Here is a 17303-nt window from a genome sequence, read left to right as displayed (position 1 = left end):
CCGCCGGACGGTCACATCAGCGGCGGCCCCATCGCCCCGTCCTCCACCAGCGGGTAGGCGGCGGCGCCGGGAAGCTGGTAGTGCCACCATTCGCGGTCATAGGGCTGCCAGCCGGCCGAGGCCATCAGACCCAGCAGCAGGCAGCGGTTGCGCTGGGCTTCCACCGGCACGGCGGTGCAGCCGTGCGCGGCCAGCGGCCCCATCGCGTCGAAGTCGCCGCCCATGGGCAGCGGGGTGCCGTCCGCCGCCGCCAGGGTCAGGTCCACCGCCACGCCGCGGCTGTGGTTCGATCCGGTCCGGGGGTCGGCGATGAAGTCCGGGTCCGGGAAGGCCCGCCACAGCCGCCACTGCGCCGCCGGCGGGCGGTAGGCGTCGAACACCCGCAGCCGCAGCCCCTGTGCCGCCGCCAGCGCCACGGCACGGGCCAGCGCCGCCGCCGCGTCCGGGTGCAGCAGGCAGAGCGGCCGCGCATAGATCGGGCTTCCCGTCAGGTTGTCCGGCGTGGCATAGCGGAGATCCAGGTCCAGCCCGACGGCGGGCGGGGCGATCGTGACGAAGGGCATCGGCGGCGGCCCGGAAGGGGAAGGGAACCTCCCTCTACCACGCCCGGCACCGTCCCGGGAGGCGATCTCCCGGGCCTGCGCGACGAGAACGGAAGAGCATGCTTGTCCTCGGCCTCGATACGGCGACCAGCGCCTGTGCCGCCGCCCTCTGGCGCGACGGTGCGGTGCTGGCGGTGCGCGCCATGGCCTTGCAGCGGGGTCAGGCGGAATGGCTGCTGCCGCTGGTCGGCGACGTCCTGGCGGAGGCCGGGGTCGGCTATGCCGATCTGGACCGCATCGGCATCGTGACCGGGCCGGGCACCTTCACCGGCCTGCGTATCGGGCTGGCGGCGGCGCGCGGGCTGGCGCTGGCGACCGGCCGGCCGCTGGCCGGCTTCAGCTCGTTCGAGGCGGCGCTGCACGCCACCGATCCGGCCGGCCGGGCCGGGGCGACGGTGCTCTGCTGCATCGAGTCCCGCCGTGACGACCTCTATCTCCAGCCCTTCGGTCCCGATCTCGCGCCGCTGGCGGACCCGGCGGACGTGCTGCCGGCCGACCTGCCGGGCTGGGCCGCGGCGACGCTGCCGCCGGGGCCGCTGCTGCTGGCCGGCGACGCGGCGGAGCGCACGGCCGCCGCCCTGGGGCCATGGCCGGCGGACCTGACCGTGCATCGCTTCACCGGAGCGGCGGAAGCCGCGGCCGTGGCGCGGCTGACCGCCGGGCTGGACGCCGACGCCCTGGCGACCCGGCCGGCCGAACCGTTCTACCTGCGCCCGCCCGACGTGACCCTGCCCTCGGGGGTCCATGTCCCGGCCGTTCCCCCGGGCAGTCGCGGATGAGGCCCGACCCGGACGGGCCGCGGACCGTTCCGGCCGGCCTTGCCCATGCGCCCGTGCTGGCGGCGCTGCATGCCCTGGCCTTCGCCGATCCCGACCTGTCCGGCCCGGCCTGGGACGAGGCCGCCTTCGCCCAGCTTCTGATGCTGCCCGGCACGGCGGCGTTCCTGGCCCTGGCGGGGGAGGAACCGGCCGGGCTGGTGCTGCTGCGCACCGCCGCCGACGAGGCGGAGATTCTGACCATCGGTACGATCCCCGCGGCACGCGGCCGCGGCATCGGGCTGGCGCTGCTGCGCACGGCGGCCGCGGCAGCCTGCGACTCAGGCGCGCAGGCGATGTTCCTGGAGGTCGCCGCCGGCAACGCCCCGGCGCAGCGGCTCTATGCCCGTTCCGGCTTCGAGACGGTGGGCCGCCGCCGCGGCTACTACCACACGGCCGCAGGCCCCGTGGACGCGCTGGTGCTGCGCCGGGCGCTGCCCTGACGCGCCCGGCCGCGGCAACGGCTACCGGATCAGCCCGCCCGCACCAGCAGCCGGTGCGGCCCGTCGGGCGCATCCGCGCGTTCCGGCGCCACCGCCAGCACGGCGTGTCCCTGTTCCGTCAGCGCACGCGGTACGTTCACCAGCGGTTCGCCGGGGCTCAGCCTGACCTCCAGCGTCTGTCCCGGAGACAAGCGTTCCACGGCCAATTTCGTCCGGACGAAGGTCATCGGGCAGACCAGGGCGGTGATGTCGATGAAGTAATCTGCTGTGTTTGATCCGCTCACGGTTTCCTCTTGTTCCGCAATAAATCGATATTGCACTCCGTTCCGATAAGACTTATACCCTCCATAGTTCCTTGAACGGAGCAAAGATAGATGACCAGTGCCTCGCCCTCCAACGAGCTGTTGTCTCTCACGACGGAGATTGTGGCGGCCCATGTATCGAACAATACAGTCGCCATTTCGGACCTGCCCTCGCTGATCGAGCAGGTCTACCGCACCCTGTCCACCGTCGGGCAGGAACCGGTCCCGCAGGCGGAGAAGCCGCAGCCGGCCGTTGCGATCAAGAAGTCGGTCACGCCCGACTACATCGTCTGCCTTGAGGACGGGAAGAAGCTGAAGATGCTGAAGCGGCATCTGAAGACCGCCTACAACATGTCGCCGGAGGAATACCGCGACCGCTGGGGCCTGCCGGCCGACTACCCCATGGTGGCGCCGAACTACGCCAAGCAGCGCTCGCGTCTGGCCAAGCAGATCGGTCTGGGCACCCGCGCCCGCCGCGGCGCCGCCGACTGACGCGGCCCACTGACGCCGCCCACTTGCGCCACTGCGGCCGGCCGGGTTCCCGCCAGAACGGCGGGACACGCGTGACAGCGGGACACGACGTGACAGAACGCCCCGGGGTGACAGGACGCGCCGGGCCGGCATCGACGACGGGACGTCGTCGGACAGGACATTACAGGATTGCGCGGACGGGGTCGGCATCGCCGGCCCCGTCGGCGTTCGGGGCCCCCGGGCCGGTCGGCGTTCGGGGGCTCCGGGCCGGTCGGGGACCCCGGGGGGCCGGACGGGCGGCGGCAGAACCGCTCCGCGCGGGGCGGGCAGGCCCAGGAACGGCGCGGGAAAGAGGGCCGGGAGGGACTAAAGCATACCCGTGAAACTTTCGTTACGTGACGGGCTTCCCCGCAGGAGTTGGTTGACCGGCGTCTGGCGCAATGTGGTATGCCATTGGGCCGATACGGCGCCATGGCCGCCCGGCTCCCGCCACCCCGCCCCCAGGAAGGGGCCCGGTGACAGGCCCGGGACCGGCCCCAAGGATCGCGAACCAGAGCATGGCTGACATCACGACCGACGCGCTCACGTCTGCGCTGACCTCCGGTGACCTGCGCTCGGGCAGCCTGGAGGTCCGGCTTGCCGAAACGACCGCCGAGGTGCAGGCGGCCCAGGCTCTCCGTTACCGGGTCTTCTACGAGGAGATGGGCGCCTGCCCGACGGCCGAGATGGCCGCCCTGAAGCGGGACTTCGACCATTTCGACGATCTCTGCGATCATCTGCTGGTGATCGACAACAGCCGCGGCAGCGGGGCGGCCGGCGTGGTCGGGACCTACCGGCTGATCCGGCGCACGGCGGCGGCGCGGGTCGGGACCTTCTACTCGTCGGACGAGTACGACATCTCCCGCATTGAGGAATATCCGGGCGAGGTGCTGGAGCTGGGCCGCTCCTGCGTCGACATCGCCTTCCGCAACCGGCCGTCGATGCAGCTCCTCTGGCGCGGCATCGCCGCCTATGCGGTGATGTACGACATCCGCCTGATGTTCGGCTGCGCCAGCCTGCCGGGCACCGACCCGCGGACGCTGGCGGCGCCGCTGTCCTATCTGTACTACCACCACCTCGCCCCGCCGGCCCTGCGCCCGGTGGCCCTGCCGCACCGTTATGTCGACATGCGGATGCTTGACGAGCAGGCGATCAACCCGCGGCAGGCCCTGAACGAGCTGCCGCCGCTGATCAAGGGCTATCTCCGGCTGGGCGGCTTCGTCGGCGAGGGGGCCGTGGTGGACCACCAGTTCCACACGACCGACGTCTCCATCGTCGTGAAGACGGACCTGATCACGGACAAGTATCTGCGCCATTACGAACGGCGCGGCACCGCGCTGATCTGACCCCGGGGCGGAGCAGCGGCTTGGCGATCGGTTCCTCCTTCCGCGGGCTGTTCCGCCTTCTCGGCTATGGGGGCTGGACCGCCCTGTCCATCCCGGTGCAGGCGGCGATCCTGCGTTTCGGGCTGCCCGGACGGCGGTGGTTCCCGCGTTTCTACCACGGCGTCTGCCTGCGCCTGCTGGGGATCGAGGTGCAGGTGCTGGGGACGCCGTCGGCGGTGCGGCCGACGCTGTTCGTCTCCAACCACGCCTCCTATCTGGACATCCCGGTGCTGGGGTCGCTGCTGGAGACGTCCTTCGTCGCCAAGCGGGAGGTTGGGACCTGGCCGGTCTTCGGGCTGCTGGCAAGGTTGCAGGAGACCGTCTTCGTCGAGCGGCAGGCCCGCCACAAGGCGCACGAACAGCGCGACAGCATGGCCGGGCGGCTGCGCGCCGGCGACAATCTGGTGCTGTTCCCCGAGGGCACCAGCAGCGACGGCAACCGCACCCTGCCCTTCAAGACGGCCCTGTTCAGCGTGGCCGCCACCCGCGTGCCGCAGCCCGGCGGCGGCGAGGCGGCGCTGACAGTGCAGCCCGTCTCCGTCACCGCCACGCACCTGGACGACATCCCGCTGGGCCATGTGCTGCGGCCGCTCTACGCCTGGTACGGCGACATGGATCTGCCGCCGCATCTCTGGCAGTTCGCCCGCGCCGGCCGTCTCCGCGTGGTGGTGGAGTTCCATCCGGCCCTGACGGTGGAACAGGTGTCCAGCCGCAAGGCCCTGGCCGACCATTGCTGGCGCGCCGTGGCCGGCGGGGTGGACCGTGCCGTCGCCGGCCGGCTGCCCCCCGTGCCCGGACCAGGGGCGCCCCTGATCGAGCTGCCGGTGCCGCAGCCGGGCTGAGCACCGGCAGAAATTCTTCAAGCCGGAAACTTTTCAGGCCGAGATTTTTCAGGCCGGAATTTCTTCAGACGGAGAGGTCGAGGCGGTTGCCGCGGGCGGGATCGCGGCCGGGCGGCGTGCGGGCGCGCACGGCCTGCGCCTCGCTATCCACGGTATGGCCGGAGGAGGTGGCGTCGCGCGCCTCCCGTGAGCGGTCGATCCGGGCGGGCGCCGCGGCGGCCCGCGCCGTCTGCGTCTCCACCGGGCGGGCATTGCCCTGCGCCGACAGGATGGCGCTCGCCAGCGTCGGGGTGTGCTGCGGCGTGGCCGGTGTCGGCAGAACCTGCGGCGCCGACGTGAGGGACGGCGGAACGATCATGCCTGATGAGATCGTCGTTCCGCCGTGGGAGTCAAGCGCAACGGAGTCGCGCCCGCCGGTGCCGCCCGGGCCGCGGCCGCTTACCCCGGTGCGAAGCGGTCCAGCGCGGCGGGCGACAGTTCCATGGTGAAGGGACCGTCCGTCCAGAGCAGCAGGCAGCGCACCGGCAGGCCCGGATAGATCCGGCGCAGCGCCTCGCGGTAGGCGGCCATCTGCGCCAGATAGACGGGCGGCACGTCGGCCTCCACCGTCGGCGGCGGCCGGTTGGTCTTGAAGTCCACGATCCAGACCGCCGTGTCCGTCACCAGCAGCCGGTCGATCTGGCCGGACAGGGCCCGGCCGCCGACCAGCCCGACGATGGGCACCTCGGCCCGGCTGCCGGGACCGAACAGGGGGGCGAAGTCCGGGTCCTCCAGCACCCGCAGGGTCTCGGCCGCGATCTCCGTCTGCTGCTCCGGGGTGAGGCCGTGCAGCGGCCGGGCCAGCCACGCCGCGGCGGCCGGGCCGCGCGCGTCGGGCGGCAGGTCGGGCAGCACCTGGAGCAGGGTGTGGACCAGGCTGCCGCGCTTGAAACGCAGGCCGTCCTCCGCCCCCAGGGGGGAGCGCACCGGCGGCTCCACCCCCTCGGGGCGCGACGGCGTCAGGGGGCGCGACGGGGCGGGCTCGGCCGGGGCCACGGCGCGCGCCCATTCCGGCAGGATCACGCCGGCCGGCTCCTCCCCGGCCTCCAGGGAGTCCGTCTTCGGGGGCGCGCTCTGCGCCTCGCGCAGCAGCAGCCCCGGCCCCTGCCAGCCGGCGGGGGAGACCAGGGTGAAGTCGTAGTCCTGTTCCTCCGCCACCGCGGTCAGGGCCTGTTCCACCAGCCTGTACCAGCAGCCCTCGCCGCCGGTACGGCGCCCGCCCTCCCAGCCGCAGACGATCAGCCGGTCCTCCGCCCGGGTCAGGGCGACATACAGCAGGCGGCGGTATTCCTGGTCGCGGCGATGGTCGGCGGCGCGGCGGGCGGTCTGGCAGGCGGGGTCCTCCAGCGCCCGGCGCGGCGCGAACAGCGGCACCTCGCGCCCGTCGGTGCCGTCGGGCCAGAGGATGCGGGGCGACTGGTCGGGCACGCTCATCGTGTCGGGCAGGATCACGACGGGCGCCTGCAAGCCCTTGGAGCCGTGGACCGTCATGATCCGCACGCGGCCGCCGGCCGGGCCGCCGCCGGCATCCAGCTCGCGCTTGATCTCCGCCCGGCCCGCCTCCAGCCAGTGCAGGAACGCCTCCAGCGAAGGGACGTGCTCGCGCTCGAAGGACAGGGCGGCGGCGACGAACTCGTCCACCGGGTCCACCGCCTCGGCCCCCAGCCGGGCCAGGATGGCGCGGCGGCCGGACACCGGGTCGGCCGGGCAGGGGCGCGACAGCACCCCGGCGAACAGTTCGAAGGGCGCGCGGAAATCCGTCTCCGCCAGCAGCCCGCGCAGCCAGTCGACGGCGCGCAGGAAGGGGCCGCCGTCGGGATCGGCCGCCGCCGCCCGCGCCAGCGCCGGCCAGAGATGCCCAGGCCGGTCCCAGGCCAGATCGAACAGCGCCTCCTCCGTCAGCCCGACCAGCGGTCCCTTCAGCACGCAGGCCAGGGTCAGGTCGTCCTCGGGCAGCAGCAGGAAGCGGCCCAGCGCCATCAGGTCCTGCACGGCGAGCTGTTCGGTCAGCACCATGCGGTCGATGCCGGCCACCGGCACGTCGCGGTCCTTCAGCGCCCGCACCAGATGCTGCACGAAGCGGTTGCGCCGGCGCACCAGCACCATGATGTCGCCGGGGCGCACGGGGCGGTCGCGCGCCTCCAGCCGTTCGCCGCTGCGCAGCCAGTGGGCGATCTGGTCCGCCACCAGGGTGGCCAGCCGGGCCAGCGGCGCCTCCACCCGCTCCGTCTCCGTCGGCGGGGTCCAGGGGGCGGGATCGCCCGCTTCCTCCGGCGTCAGCACGGGCCACAGCTCCACCCGGCCGGCCATGCCGCGGCGGAAGGGGCGGTGGCACACCTCCGTCCCGTCCTCGGCCACGCCGTCGCGGGCCTGGGGCAGGCCGAACACCGCGTCCACGCAGCGCAGCACGGCCCCGACGGAGCGGAAGGAGGTCTGGAGGTTCACCGGCTCCCAGCGGGCCTGCGCCGCCGCCACCCGGTCCGCGAAGTGCCGGCGCATGCGGGCGAACTCGGCCGGGTCGGCACGCTGGAAGCTGAAGATCGACTGCTTGTCGTCGCCGACGACGAACAGGGTGCGCCGGCGCTCGTCGGCGGCGCCCAGGCCGGCGAAGAACTCCTCCGCGATGGCCTTCACCACGTCCCACTGTTCGGGGTTGGTGTCCTGCGCCTCGTCCACCAGGATGTGGTCCAGGCCGCCGTCCAGCTTGAACAGCACCCAGGCGCAGGCGCCTCCCTCCCCGGCCAGCAGGCGCGAGGCGGTGAGGATCAGGTCGTCGAAGTCCAGCAGCGCGCGGGCCCGCTTCAGCCGGCCATAGGTCTCCAGCATCGCTTCGGCCAGGGTCAGCAGCGCCGCGGTGGCCTGGGCCACGCCGACGCACTTCACCTCGGCCGTCACGTCCACGATGCGCTGCGCCTCCCGCTGCAAGGCCTCCAGGGCGGCCGGGTCGGCGTCCGCCGCCTTGCGCCCCAGCAGGCTCTTGCGCACCTCCCCCTCGCGGGTCAGGAACAGCAGGCCGTACTCCGGGAACCCGGCGGCGCGGCCGGCGGCGTTGTCCAGCCAGGCCTGGAGCGCGATGGCGCGCGCGGCGTCCTGCTTGCCGCCGCTGCCGGCCAGGGCGCGGCAGGCGGCGCGCAGTCCGGCCTCGTCGAAACTGCCGTCGCGGCAGGCGCGGGCGACGACGCCGTCCATGGTGGCACCGCGCTCCACCCGCAGGAAGCGGTGGACCGCGTCGATCGTCGCCTCCAGCCCGCCCTGGCGGTCCAGCAGGCGGCGGACCCGGCCGCGCTCCCGCGTCAGCTCGGCCAGCAGGTCCGCGAAGGCATCCTCCGACACCGCCCCGGCCAGGAAGGCGACGGCGCTGCCCAGCGGGCCGTCCCCGTCCGCCTGGGCGGCTGCCAGCACCGCCTGCTTCGCCTGCTCCAGCAGTTCGGCGGCGGTGCGGTCGTCCATCACCTCGAAGTTCGGGGCCAGCCCGGCCTCCAGCGGGAAGCGGCGCAGCAGCGACTGGCAGAAGGCGTGGATGGTCTGGATCTTCATGCCGCCCGGCGCGTCCAGCACGCGCGCGAACAGCCGCCGCGCCACCACCACCTGGTCACGCGACGGCCGGTCGCCGGTAAGCTCGGCCAGCCGGTCCACCAGCACGTCATCCTCCGCCACCGCCCAGGAGGACAGGCGCCCGGCGATGCGGTTCGCCATCTCCGCCGCCGCCGCCTTGGTGAAGGTCAGGCAGAGGATGCGGCCGGGATCGGTGCCGGCCAGCATCAGCCGCAGCACCCGGTCGGTCAGCACCTTGGTCTTGCCCGTGCCGGCCGACGCCCCGACCCAGACGCTGGCCTCCGGATCGGCGGCGCGACGTTGCAGCACGGTGGGGTCGATGTCGCGGGGAACGGCGACGATGTCGGGCATCATGCTGGCCGGGCTCCGTCAGGCGGGCACAGGATCGGACACGGTGTCTGCACTCACTCCTCCCCGCCGCCGGCGGACCATTCGGCGATGCGGGCCAGATGGCCGTAGTCGCTGAAGCGCGGTGCCCAGCCGGGGCGCGGCTGGCTGCGGTAGGGGGTGGCGGGATCGTCGAACAGGGCGATCAGGCGGGACAGCCCCGCGCGCGCCTGATCCACCAGATCGGCGAGGTCGCCCTTGACCGGCCGCACCTCCCCCGCCGGCTCGCCGCCGGTCAGCTTCCAGAAGGCCAGTTCGCCCACCGGCGCCGCGTCCAGCCCCTCGAACCCGCCTTCCTGCGCGATCAGCGCCTCCAGCGGGAGCTGCGGCGCGAAGCCCAGCTCGATGTCGCGGACCGCGGGCGGCGTGCCGGTCTTGTAGTCCACCAGCGCCAGCGACCCGTCGGGCAGCCGGTCGATGCGGTCGGCGACGCAGACCAGGGTGAAGGGTCCGGCGGGACCGTCCAGCCGCAGCTTTCCCCGGGCCTCCGTCGCCAGCACGGCGACCTGCCCCCGCCGCTCCGCCTCCAGGGCCAGGAACCACCCGGCGATGCGCTCGAAGCGCGGCCACCAGAAGGCGCGGATGGCGGGCTGCTCCAGCAATGGGCCGAACGCCTCCCGCCCGAAGGCGAGGAGCTGCTCCAGCGCGTCGGGCGGCAGGGTGCGGGGATAGGCGCGCACGAAGGCGTCCAGCGCCTTGTGGATGAACTGCCCTCGTTCGGCGGCGCCCGGGTCGGCGTCCACCGGCTCCAGCGCCTGGAGGTTCAGGACGTGCCGGGCATAGATGGCATAAGGATCGCGCATCCAGGTCTCGACCTGGGTGACGGACAGCCGCCGCGGCCGCGCCGCGACCGGCGGGGTGGGGGCGGGCGGCGGGCAGGGGCGCACCCGCTCCGGCCAGTCCAGCGCCGCCTGGAGCGCCAGCCAGTGGCCCGCGTCGCGGCCCGGCAGGCGGGGCAGCCCGGCGGCCTCCAGCACCGTGTCCAGCCGCAGCAGCCAGCGCGACGGCACGGTGGGCGTGCCGTCCACCCGTTCCGACCGGGTCAGCACCAGCTCGGCCGCACCGGCGGCCTGGGCGAAGTCGTGCGCCGTCTGGCCGATCCGGCGCTCCGGTGCCGGCAGGCCGAAGGCGGTCCGCATGGGCCGGCTCATCCACGGGTCGGCGGGCGGTGCGGGGGGCCAGGTGCCCTCGTTCAGCCCGCCCAGGATGGTCAGGTCGAACTGCTGCAGGCGGGCCTCCATCAGGCCGAGGATATGCAGGCGCGGATGCAGGCCGTAGCGCGGGCGCACGGCCCGGCCGGCCATCAGCACCTCGACCAGCGCGGCATAGTCCGCCCCGCCCAGCTCGGGGAAGCCGCGCGCGGCGTCCGCGGCCTCGCGCAGGAAGCGGGCGGCGGCCTCGCCGTCGTCGCCGGCCCAGACGCGCAGGGCGCCGGGCTCCCGCGCCGTCGCCGCCAGCAGCTCCGCCGCCTGCCCGTGCAGCTCCAGCCAGTCCGGGAGCGGCCGGGGGCCGTCCGCCATGGCGGCGCACAGCCCGCCGATGCGGCGTTCCAGATCCAGCAGGAACCCGGCCAGCCGCGACCGCTCCTCCGGCCCGTCGAAGCGGCGCGGCTCCGCCGCCTCCAGCGCCCGACGCAGGCCGGCGAATCCCTCCGCCGGGCGCGGGCCGCGCAGCACGGCACGCTCCAGCGCGCGGGCCAGGGCGCGGAACTCCGCCGGCTCCGTCCCGCCGGCCGCCAGCGGGTGCTTCAGCAGCGCCAGCAGCCCGACCGGCGTCGGCGTCGCGGCGAAGTCCGCCAGCAGGCGCAGATAGCTGCCGACCGGGGTCAGGGCCAGCGGGCGGCCGGCGCTGTCGTCCACCTCCACGCCCCAGCGGCGCAGGGCCATCGCTACCCGGCGGGCGAGGGCGCGGTCCGGCGTCACCAGCGCCGCCGTGCGGCCCGGCGTCTCCAGCGCCTGCCGCATCATCAGGGCGATCACCCCCGCCTCCTCCTGCGGGGTGGGGGCGTCGATGCGGCTGACGCCGGCCAGCGCGTCGGGCGGCAGGGCGGGCAGGGCGCGCCACGCTTCCGTCGTCTCGGCCGGGCGCAGGGCCTCGGCCAGCAGGCGCGCCCGGGCGGCGGGGGAGCGCGGCGCCACCGCCAGCGGCCCCGTGGCGGGCAAGGGCCAGGGGGTGACGTCGCGGCGCTCCGCTCCCAGCCGCTCCAGCAGGTTCTTCAGGCCGGCCTGCGGGTGCGACCCGTCCAGCCCGGCCCAGGTGGCCTCGTCCATCCCCAGGTCCAGGCCGGGCAGCACCACCGCCCCCTGCGGCAGCCGCGCCACCACGGCCAGCAGGTCCGCCGTGGCGGGGATGCTGCCGGTGACGCCCGCGGCGATCACCGGCCCCGGCGGCGGCCGCAGCTCCCAGGCGCGGGCCAGGGCCAGCAGGCGGGCGTCGCGCTCCACCGCGGGATCGACGCAGCCTTCCTCCGCCAGCACCTCGGGCCAGAGGCGGGTGACGATCTCCAGGAAGGTCAGGGTGACCTGCCAGTGCCCGGCATAGTCGGCCGGGACCAGGGTCTGCAGCCGCTCGAAGGACAGCCGCTCGGCCTGCACCTGGTCCAGCAGCCGGGCCAGCTCGGCCGCCAGCCGGGCGGCCTGCGCCCGGGTCGCGGCCAGCCCCTCGGCCTTCAGGATCAGCCGCGCCAGCAGGAGCTGCCGCCTGAGCGGGGAGACGGAGGGCGGGACGGAGAGGCCGCCCGCCCCCCCGGCGAGCCCCTCCCCGGCCAGCCCCTCCAGCGCCAGGGCCACCTCGTCCGCATCCACCTCGCCCAGGGGCGACAGCCGCGGCAGCAGCACCGGACGCCCGTCCGACAGGCGCAGGAACGCCTCGCGCAGGGAGCGCACGGCGCGGGCCGTGGGCAGCAGCACGGTGACCCGCGACAGCGCCAGCGGATCGGCGCCGACACGGTCCAGGATGCCGGCGGCGAGCGCGTCCACGAAGGGCAGCTCGGGCGGCAGGGTATGCAGGCGGAGGCTCATCGCCCCATCCTACACGCTCCGCCGCCGGAAGGAATCCGCCTTGCCCCGGACGGCGCCGGGCCGGACACGCCGCTGCGGCCGGGTATCAGCGCCGGTAGGCGTCCACATAGGCGAGCGTGCGGGTCAGCAGGGTCTGCCACTGCCGCACCAGGGCGGTGTGGTGCCCGGCCGTGCAGGGGCCTTCGCGCCCCAGCGCGACGCCCAGGTCGTAGATGCCCTGGATGCGCCCCATGCTGCGGGCGAGGCGGTAATGCTCGTACCAGCGCATCAGCTCGTCGCGGTCGGGCTTGCGCCCGAAGCCGCAGGCCTCGAAGAAGCCTTCGAGCTGGCCGGAGACGAGGATCAGCTCGCCATGCACCTCATAGTCGCCGGGGATCTGGCCCAGCGTCCCGTCCGGGGCCGCGGAGGGGGCCGGCTGCGCGGTCCGGGCCGGGCCGGGCGCGGCGGCCAGCAGCAGTGCCGCGGCCAGGGCGAGCCGCCGCGGCCGGACCCGCCAAGGCCCCGGCGCGCAGAGCCGCCCGCGCGGCACTCTGCCCGGCAGTCTGCGCATCGGCCCCCCTCCGTCGTCGCCTGTCGGTCGGACAGGTAACGCCGGAGGTCGGATTCGGCTCCCGCAGCGCAGTAAAACCCGGGCGGCAGGACCGGGAGGCGGTGGGAGGCGGCGGGAGGCGGCCGGGCTCAGCCGCCCGCACCCAGCCCCGTCATCAGGGCCGTGACGGCCAGCGAGGCGGTGACGCCCATGACCAGGGCGGCGAGGCCCGTCAGCAGCAGCCGGGTGCCGCGGGCGAGCGTCCGCTCCTGCCCGAGATGCAGCGCGATCAGCACGAAGCTCCAGACGCTGAAGCCGGCGGCGCCCAGCCACAAGAACGGGGTCAGCCAGGCGGGCGCGCCGCCCAGCCCGGCCAGGGCATGGCCGGACAGCATCAGCGCGAACAGCAGGCACAGGCCCAGGGTCAGGCGCAGCATCCAGCGCGGCACCGGAACCATGGGGCCGCGGACGGCAGGGCCGCGGGCAGCGGTGCCGGGGACGGTGGAGGACGGGCGCAGGTCGGTCGGCATCTCGGTCGCCATCCAGAAACGGAAAGGTCCCGCCGGCCGGCGGCCGGCGGCGGGGCGACCATGGCAAATCCCGACGCCCGCGGAAAGGGGGGGACCGGCGCGGACGGCGGAAAATGGCCCCCTGCCGGCCGCCGGGGGGGCCGCCGCGGATACCGCCCGGCTGTCGCTCCGGGCCGGCGCGGCGCGGGAGCCGTTCCCCTTGCCAGGGCGGGCCGGCGGCGTTAGCTCTCGGCCCCCAGACCGCAGCACCGGACCCGCGACGACCATGCGCCCCGCAGGCACCCAGGACGAGGACGAGGACGACGCCCCGCGGATACCCGCCGGCACCCGCAACTACATGACGCCGGAGGGCTTCCGCCGGATGCAGGAGGAGCTGCGCTCGCTCCTGCGGGTGGAGCGGCCGAAGGTGGTGGAGGTGGTGGCCTGGGCCGCCGGCAACGGCGACCGCTCGGAGAACGGCGACTACATCTACGGCAAGAAGCGGCTGCGCGAGATCGACCGCCGCATCCGCTTCCTGAGCAAGCGGCTGGAGAACGCCGAGGTGGTGGACGCCTCCCGGCAGCCGCGGCGCGACCAGGTCTTCTTCGGCGCCACCGTCACCTATGCCCGGGAGGACGGGACGGAGCGCACCGTCACCATCGTCGGCATCGACGAGGCGGACATGGACCAGGGCAAGGTGAGCTGGATCTCCCCCATCGCCCGCGCCCTGCTGAAGGCGCGCGAGGGCGACCTCGTCACCCTGCGCACCCCGCAGGGGCCGGAGGAGATCGAGGTCGTCGCCATCGCCTACCCTGACGCCGCGTCCTGATCCCGCTTCCCGACGGCCGCCTCCCGGCGCCCGTGTCCCGGGGGCCGGGCAACTTGAGACACGGATGAACACGGATATCCACGGATGGCCACGGATGGGAACCGGTTCTTGTCCGTGGCCGGTGCAGCCGGAATCCGTGTCATCCATGTTCCCCTGCCACTCGGCCCGGACGCCCGATCCCGGCAGGGCGGCCGGGGAGCCCGGCCATCTGAGAACGGGTGACCATCCACGGGCGAGGGTTGGCCCTGATCCGTGTCATCCGTGGATATCCGTGTTCATCCGTGTTCCCCGGCCGCACGGACCGGACGCCCGATCCAGGCAGGGTGGCGGGGGGAGTGGGATCACGCCCTGACCGAGCGCGCGCTTTCCTTGGGCCGGCCGGTCGTGTATTGCGGCGGTTCCGCCGCTGCGGCACCCGGTGAATGCGCCCCGGACGCCGCGGTCCCGTCCCCCGTCGCCGGGTTCCTTCGCAGGTCAGCCGCCATGCAGGAAGAAGACATCGTCGAGCGCCTCCGCCGCCGGGCCGCGAAGGCGCGCGACCGCTTCCCCGACCAGGCGTCGGACCCGGCCTCGCTGGTCGGCAATCTGGTGGAGGACTACGAGACCGCCGCCGCCGAGATCGCCCGCCTGCGCGCCGCCCTCAAGGACCTCGCCCGCCAGTCCCTCCGCGCCATGCAGCCGGAGTGAGAGGCCACCCGGCCGCACCGCTCTCTCTGGATTTTTCGCTCTCTTTGCCGGTGTCTTCAGTCGGCGGCCTTGGCATCCGTTCCCGTTCCGGTAGTATGACCCGATGACGGACAACGCCGCAGCAGAGGCCCCGCAGGACCGGCCGGACGCCCCGACACCGGGGAGCGCGACACCGGGGAGCACGACGCCGGGCACGCCGACGCCGGGGGCCACCGACCCGACGGGTGCGGCGGCGCTGGCGGCGCGCAACGATGCGGCCGTGCAGCAGCTGGCGCAGCGCAACGAGGCGCGGCTCCTGGCACTCGCTGCCGGACCGCCGCCCTCCGGGCCTTCCGCGACGGCGACCGCTCCCCGCCGGACAGGCAAGACCGGCAGCCCCGCGACTGCATCTCCTCCCGCCGCAGCCCCTTCCGCCACTGCCCCTCCGGCGGCGCCGGGGGTCGGTGCCGTGGGGGCGGCGGCGCGGGCCGGTGCCGCGGCATCGGCCCGGGTGGACGGCGCCCTTCAGGCGGTCGGAAAAGCCGTGTCCGCCGCCCTGGGGGCGCTGACCAGAAAGATCTGACGGCAGGCCCACCAGCGTCGGACAAAAGAAAACCCCCGGCGGATCGCTCCGCCGGGGGTTTTCCGTCTCTGGCCGGTCGGCCGGGGACGGGACCTTAGAAGTCCATGTCGCCCATGCCGCCCATGCCGCCGGGGGCGCCGACGGGGGCCTTCTTCTCCGGCTTCTCGCCGATCATGGCCTCGGTCGTGATCAGCAGGCCGGCGACCGACGCGGCGTCCTGGAGCGCGGCGCGCACGACCTTCGTCGGGTCGATGACGCCGAACTTGAACATGTCGCCGTACTCGCCCGCCTGGGCGTTGAAGCCGAAGTTGGTCTCACCCTTCTCCAGCAGCTTGCCGACGATCACCGAGCCGTCGAAGCCGGCGTTCTGGGCGATCTGACGGACCGGGGCCTGAAGGGCCTTGCGGACGATGTCGATGCCGAACTTCTGGTCCTCGTTGACCGCGGTCAGCTTGTCCAGCGCCTTGGTGGCGTAGAGCAGGGCGACGCCGCCGCCGGCCACGATGCCCTCTTCCACCGCCGCGCGGGTGGCGTGCATCGCGTCGTCAACGCGGTCCTTGCGCTCCTTCACCTCGACCTCGGTCGCACCGCCGACGCGGATCACCGCGACGCCGCCGGCGAGCTTGGCCAGACGCTCCTGGAGCTTCTCGCGGTCGTAGTCGGAGGTGGTCTCCTCGATCTGCGCCTTGATCTGGACGATGCGGGCCTGGATGTCCTCCTTGGAGCCGGCGCCGTCGACGATCGTGGTGTTGTCCTTGGTGATGACGACCTTCTTGGCCTGGCCGAGCATCTCCAGGGAGACGTTCTCCAGCTTGATGCCGAGGTCTTCGGAGACGACCTGGCCGCCGGTCAGGATGGCCATGTCCTCCAGCATCGCCTTGCGGCGGTCACCGAAGCCCGGCGCCTTCACGGCCGCGACCTTGAGGCCGCCGCGCAGCTTGTTGACCACCAGCGTGGCCAGCGCCTCGCCCTCGACGTCCTCGGCCACGATCAGCAGCGGACGGGAGGACTGCACCACGGCCTCGAGGACCGGGAGCATGGCCTGCAAGCCGGAGAGCTTCTTCTCGAACAGGAGGATGTACGGGCTCTCCAGCTCCGCCACCATCTTGTCGGCGTTGGTGACGAAGTACGGGGAGAGATAGCCGCGGTCGAACTGCATGCCCTCGACGACGTCCAGCTCGGTCTCCAGCGCCTTGGCCTCCTCGACCGTGATGACGCCCTCGTTGCCGACCTTCTGCATGGCCTCGGCGATCATCTTGCCGATCTCGGCCTCGCCGTTGGCGGAGATGGTGCCGACCTGGGCGATCTCGTCGTTGGTCGTGACCTTGCGCGAGCGGGACTTGATGTCGTCCACGACGGTCTGCACGGCAACGTCAACGCCGCGCTTCACGTCCATCGGGTTCATGCCGGCGGCGATGGCCTTGGCACCCTCGCGGACGATGGCCTGGGCGAGCACGGTCGCGGTGGTGGTGCCGTCACCGGCGAGGTCCGCCGTCTTCTGGGCGACCTCCTTCACCATCTGCGCGCCCATGTTCTCGAACTTGTCGGAAAGCTCGATCTCCTTGGCGACGGTCACGCCGTCCTTGGTGATGCGCGGCGCGCCGAAGCTCTTCTCGATCACGACGTTGCGGCCCTTGGGGCCGAGCGTGACCTTCACCGCATCGGCCAGGATGTCCACGCCGCGCAGCATCTTGGCGCGCGCGTCGGAGCCGAACTTCACTTCCTTGGCAGCCATGGTTTTCGTCCCTTGAATCTAGGTCTGGTGAGCGTTGCCCGGGGGAAGCGCGGCCGCTCAGGCGGCCTTGGCGGCGGAGGAAGCCTCCAGCACGCCCATGATGTCGCTTTCCTTCATGATCAGGTACTCGACACCGTCGATCTTCACCTCGGTGCCGGACCACTTGCCGAACAGGACGCGGTCGCCGACCTTGACGTCCAGCGCGATCAGCTTGCCGGACTCGTCGCGGGCGCCGGAGCCGACGGCGATGATCTCGCCTTCCTGCGGCTTCTCCTTCGCGGTGTCCGGGATGATGATGCCGCCAGCGGTCTTCTGCTCGGACTCGACGCGCTTCACCACGACGCGGTCGTGCAGCGGACGGAACCTCATGTGTCTCTCCCTTTCAGAAGGCAAAGGACTCGGGATGAGCCTGTTGTTAGCACTCACCCGCGGTGAGTGCCAGCGAGGTAATCAGTCCCCCTTCCCCTGTCAAGGGGGGCGAAGGAAGGTCCCACGGCTATCGCATTTGCCCGAGGATGGCGCGTGCATAGTCGTCGGACCATCCTGCGCGTT

17 protein-coding genes are annotated in these 17303 nt (G+C 73.4%); 8 read left to right on the top strand and 9 right to left on the bottom strand.

What is annotated here, in order from left to right:
* Nucleotides 1-11 precede the first annotated feature (11 nt).
* Nucleotides 12-563, bottom strand: coding sequence for a D-alanyl-D-alanine dipeptidase (gene ddpX / locus ACFQPS_RS16535; RefSeq protein ID WP_377360320.1), 552 nt, complete (start codon nt 561-563; stop codon nt 12-14).
* Between the two features lie 98 nt (nt 564-661).
* Here ddpX and tsaB point away from each other — a divergent pair, with 98 nt between their 5' ends.
* Nucleotides 662-1381, top strand: a complete 720-nt coding sequence (tsaB, locus tag ACFQPS_RS16530; protein WP_377360319.1) for a tRNA (adenosine(37)-N6)-threonylcarbamoyltransferase complex dimerization subunit type 1 TsaB — start codon at nt 662-664, stop codon at nt 1379-1381.
* Nucleotides 1378-1860, top strand: a complete 483-nt coding sequence (locus ACFQPS_RS16525; RefSeq protein WP_377360318.1) for a GNAT family N-acetyltransferase — start codon at nt 1378-1380, stop codon at nt 1858-1860. Before tsaB ends, ACFQPS_RS16525 begins: the two co-directional genes overlap by 4 nt.
* Nucleotides 1861-1889: 29 nt before the next feature.
* On the opposite strand, the gene ACFQPS_RS16520 is transcribed toward ACFQPS_RS16525, so the two are convergent.
* On the bottom strand, nt 1890-2144 hold the full coding sequence (locus ACFQPS_RS16520; protein WP_377360317.1) for a sulfurtransferase TusA family protein: 255 nt from the start codon (nt 2142-2144) through the stop codon (nt 1890-1892).
* 90 nt (nt 2145-2234) lie between these two features.
* Between ACFQPS_RS16520 and ACFQPS_RS16515 the strand changes: the two genes are divergently transcribed.
* The 3 genes from ACFQPS_RS16515 to ACFQPS_RS16505 all read left to right on the top strand — a co-directional run bounded on the left by ACFQPS_RS16515 (nt 2235) and on the right by ACFQPS_RS16505 (nt 4899).
* A complete protein-coding gene (locus ACFQPS_RS16515; RefSeq protein ID WP_377360316.1) occupies nt 2235-2654 on the top strand; it encodes a Ros/MucR family transcriptional regulator in 420 nt (139 codons plus the stop codon).
* Nucleotides 2655-3190: 536 nt separating this feature from the next.
* The gene (locus ACFQPS_RS16510) at nt 3191-4018 is read left to right on the top strand and encodes a GNAT family N-acetyltransferase (RefSeq protein ID WP_377360315.1); all 828 of its coding nucleotides are present in this window, start codon (nt 3191-3193) and stop codon (nt 4016-4018) included.
* A gap of 20 nt (nt 4019-4038) precedes the next feature.
* Complete coding sequence (locus ACFQPS_RS16505) at nt 4039-4899, top strand: lysophospholipid acyltransferase family protein (RefSeq protein ID WP_377360314.1); 861 nt, start codon at nt 4039-4041, stop codon at nt 4897-4899.
* A gap of 64 nt (nt 4900-4963) precedes the next feature.
* On the opposite strand, the gene ACFQPS_RS16500 is transcribed toward ACFQPS_RS16505, so the two are convergent.
* The 5 genes from ACFQPS_RS16500 to ACFQPS_RS16480 form a co-directional block, all read right to left on the bottom strand.
* Nucleotides 4964-5257 carry a hypothetical protein gene (locus tag ACFQPS_RS16500; RefSeq protein ID WP_377360313.1) on the bottom strand — a complete coding sequence of 98 codons (294 nt, stop codon included), beginning with the start codon at nt 5255-5257 and terminating at the stop codon, nt 4964-4966.
* 80 nt (nt 5258-5337) lie between these two features.
* Nucleotides 5338-8844, bottom strand: coding sequence for a double-strand break repair helicase AddA (gene addA, locus ACFQPS_RS16495; RefSeq protein ID WP_377360339.1), 3507 nt, complete (start codon nt 8842-8844; stop codon nt 5338-5340).
* Nucleotides 8845-8897: 53 nt separating this feature from the next.
* Nucleotides 8898-11900, bottom strand: a complete 3003-nt coding sequence (gene addB, locus ACFQPS_RS16490) for a double-strand break repair protein AddB (protein ID WP_377360312.1) — start codon at nt 11898-11900, stop codon at nt 8898-8900.
* 85 nt (nt 11901-11985) lie between these two features.
* A complete protein-coding gene (locus ACFQPS_RS16485; protein WP_377360311.1) occupies nt 11986-12450 on the bottom strand; it encodes a hypothetical protein in 465 nt (154 codons plus the stop codon).
* A gap of 128 nt (nt 12451-12578) precedes the next feature.
* Nucleotides 12579-12971, bottom strand: coding sequence for a hypothetical protein (locus ACFQPS_RS16480; RefSeq protein ID WP_377360310.1), 393 nt, complete (start codon nt 12969-12971; stop codon nt 12579-12581).
* A gap of 253 nt (nt 12972-13224) precedes the next feature.
* Between ACFQPS_RS16480 and greB the strand changes: the two genes are divergently transcribed.
* The 3 genes from greB (at nt 13225) to ACFQPS_RS16465 (ending at nt 15016) form a co-directional block, all read left to right on the top strand.
* Nucleotides 13225-13767, top strand: coding sequence for a transcription elongation factor GreB (greB, locus tag ACFQPS_RS16475; RefSeq protein ID WP_012567760.1), 543 nt, complete (start codon nt 13225-13227; stop codon nt 13765-13767).
* Between the two features lie 483 nt (nt 13768-14250).
* Complete coding sequence (locus tag ACFQPS_RS16470) at nt 14251-14454, top strand: hypothetical protein (protein ID WP_377360309.1); 204 nt, start codon at nt 14251-14253, stop codon at nt 14452-14454.
* 103 nt (nt 14455-14557) lie between these two features.
* Entirely contained in the window at nt 14558-15016 is a 459-nt protein-coding gene (locus tag ACFQPS_RS16465; RefSeq protein ID WP_377360308.1) for a hypothetical protein, read from the top strand.
* A 94-nt stretch (nt 15017-15110) separates the two neighbouring features.
* On the opposite strand, the gene groL is transcribed toward ACFQPS_RS16465, so the two are convergent.
* Nucleotides 15111-16751, bottom strand: a complete 1641-nt coding sequence (groL, locus tag ACFQPS_RS16460) for a chaperonin GroEL (protein ID WP_377360307.1) — start codon at nt 16749-16751, stop codon at nt 15111-15113.
* Between the two features lie 57 nt (nt 16752-16808).
* The gene (gene groES, locus ACFQPS_RS16455; protein ID WP_012567756.1) at nt 16809-17120 is read right to left on the bottom strand and encodes a co-chaperone GroES; all 312 of its coding nucleotides are present in this window, start codon (nt 17118-17120) and stop codon (nt 16809-16811) included.
* Nucleotides 17121-17303: the final 183 nt, after the last annotated feature.

Source organism: Rhodocista pekingensis (assembly GCF_042665545.1).
GTDB lineage: Bacteria > Pseudomonadota > Alphaproteobacteria > Azospirillales > Azospirillaceae > Rhodocista > Rhodocista pekingensis.
This window is presented reverse-complemented; position numbering and strand designations above follow the sequence as displayed.

Excerpts from the sequence above, each read along its gene's own strand:
- ddpX (WP_377360320.1), bottom strand. The coding sequence starts at position 563 with ATGCCCTTCGTCACGATCGCCCCGCCCGCCGTCGGGCTGGACCTGGAT.
- tsaB (WP_377360319.1), top strand. The coding sequence starts at position 662 with ATGCTTGTCCTCGGCCTCGATACGGCGACCAGCGCCTGTGCCGCCGCC.
- ACFQPS_RS16525 (WP_377360318.1), top strand. The coding sequence starts at position 1,378 with ATGAGGCCCGACCCGGACGGGCCGCGGACCGTTCCGGCCGGCCTTGCC.
- ACFQPS_RS16515 (WP_377360316.1), top strand. The coding sequence starts at position 2,235 with ATGACCAGTGCCTCGCCCTCCAACGAGCTGTTGTCTCTCACGACGGAG.
- ACFQPS_RS16510 (WP_377360315.1), top strand. The coding sequence starts at position 3,191 with ATGGCTGACATCACGACCGACGCGCTCACGTCTGCGCTGACCTCCGGT.
- ACFQPS_RS16500 (WP_377360313.1), bottom strand. The coding sequence starts at position 5,257 with ATGATCGTTCCGCCGTCCCTCACGTCGGCGCCGCAGGTTCTGCCGACA.
- addA (WP_377360339.1), bottom strand. The coding sequence starts at position 8,844 with ATGCCCGACATCGTCGCCGTTCCCCGCGACATCGACCCCACCGTGCTG.
- addB (WP_377360312.1), bottom strand. The coding sequence starts at position 11,900 with ATGAGCCTCCGCCTGCATACCCTGCCGCCCGAGCTGCCCTTCGTGGAC.
- ACFQPS_RS16485 (WP_377360311.1), bottom strand. The coding sequence starts at position 12,450 with ATGCGCAGACTGCCGGGCAGAGTGCCGCGCGGGCGGCTCTGCGCGCCG.
- ACFQPS_RS16480 (WP_377360310.1), bottom strand. The coding sequence starts at position 12,971 with ATGGCGACCGAGATGCCGACCGACCTGCGCCCGTCCTCCACCGTCCCC.
- greB (WP_012567760.1), top strand. The coding sequence starts at position 13,225 with ATGCGCCCCGCAGGCACCCAGGACGAGGACGAGGACGACGCCCCGCGG.
- ACFQPS_RS16470 (WP_377360309.1), top strand. The coding sequence starts at position 14,251 with ATGCAGGAAGAAGACATCGTCGAGCGCCTCCGCCGCCGGGCCGCGAAG.
- ACFQPS_RS16465 (WP_377360308.1), top strand. The coding sequence starts at position 14,558 with ATGACGGACAACGCCGCAGCAGAGGCCCCGCAGGACCGGCCGGACGCC.
- groL (WP_377360307.1), bottom strand. The coding sequence starts at position 16,751 with ATGGCTGCCAAGGAAGTGAAGTTCGGCTCCGACGCGCGCGCCAAGATG.
- groES (WP_012567756.1), bottom strand. The coding sequence starts at position 17,120 with ATGAGGTTCCGTCCGCTGCACGACCGCGTCGTGGTGAAGCGCGTCGAG.